This window comes from Micromonospora zhanjiangensis (genome assembly GCF_042650605.1).
Taxonomy (GTDB): domain Bacteria; phylum Actinomycetota; class Actinomycetes; order Mycobacteriales; family Micromonosporaceae; genus Micromonospora_J; species Micromonospora_J zhanjiangensis.
The window spans coordinates 1-1318 of sequence record NZ_JBHSBN010000104.1 but is presented as its reverse complement, the minus strand read 5'-3'; the positions used below and the strand labels follow the sequence as shown (position 1 = coordinate 1318).

1 protein-coding gene is annotated in these 1318 nt (G+C 66.5%); it reads right to left on the bottom strand.

Features of this window, described 5'->3' with window-relative positions:
• Nucleotides 1-1231: RNA-guided endonuclease InsQ/TnpB family protein (locus ACFOX0_RS34125; protein ID WP_377553810.1), on the bottom strand; the 1231-nt coding region annotated here is incomplete at its 3' end.
• Between the last annotated feature and the right edge of the window lie 87 nt (nucleotides 1232-1318).

Sequence of the window (1318 nt, the reverse complement as noted above, 5' to 3'; positions counted from 1 at the left end):
GGACGGAGATTCCCTCCACGCTGCGCGTGGAACACGCGGCGTCCGGGTGGATTCCTGCTTCTCGGCGCGGTGCCGGCACGGGGTCCGGTCTTACCTGCGCTCCACAGGCGTTTGAGTTGTCCCAGCGTCCCTGGGCCAACACGTTGATCGCCGCATTGACGTCCCGGTCGTGGACCGCGCCGCATGGGCAGGCCCACGACCGGACGGACAGCGGTTTCGGGCCGTCGAGCCGGCCGCACGTCGAGCACGTCTGCGACGTGGGCGCGAACCGGTCGATCCTGCCGAAGGTGCGCCCATATCGGGCGGCCTTGTACTCCAACATGCCAGTGAAACTGGCCCACCCGGCATCGTGCACGGACTTAGCGAGCCGGGTCCGGCCGAGACCGACGACGCACAGGTCCTCGACGTACACCGCTTGGTTCTCGCGGATGATCGTCGTGGACAGCTTGTGCTGCCAGTCCCGCCGGGTGTCGGCCACCCGGGCGTGCGCCCTCGCGACTTTCACGACGGCCTTCTTGCGGTTCTGACTGCCCCGCTGCTTGCGGGACACGTCCTGTTGCAGTCGCTTCAGCTTGCGCGCGGCCCGGCGCAGGAACTTCGGCGCCGTCACCTTCGTGCCGTCCGACATGACCGCGAAGTGGGTCAAGCCCAGGTCGATGCCCAACTCCGGCTCGACCGGCGGCAACGTCTCGTCCTCGTTCGTCTGTACAACGAACGACGCGAAGTACCGGCCAGCGGCATCCTTGATGATCGTCACCGACGACGGGTCGGACGGCATCGTCCGTGACCAGCGCACGTCCAGGTCGCCGACCTTCGGCAGCCTGAGCTTGCCGTTGTCCAGGACCTTGAACCGGGAGTTCCTGGTGAACCGGATGGCCTGCCGGCTGTCCTTGCGGGACCGGAACCGGGGCGGGGACACCTTGCGGCCCGTGCGCTTGCCGGTGATCGAGGCGAAGAAGTTGCGGTACGCGGTGTTCAGATCGGCGAGGGCCTGCTGCAACACCACGGCCGACACCTCACCCAACCACGCCCGCTGCGGAGTCAGCTTGGCCAGGGTGATGACCCGCTTGGACAACTCTGCGTCCGAGACGTACGGCAAGACCTGCTCGCGGGCCTCCAGCCGCGCACGCAGTCCGTCGTTGAACACCACCCGCGCACACCCGAACGCCCTCGCCAGCTCGATTCGCTGGCCGGACGTCGGGTAGACACGGAAGGTATAACGAAGCTGCACGTACAACAGTGTACAGAAATGTACGATGTCTGCCATGACCGACACGAACGAGATCAGCGTTGCCGAGCTGCGGAAGAACCTGGCCGA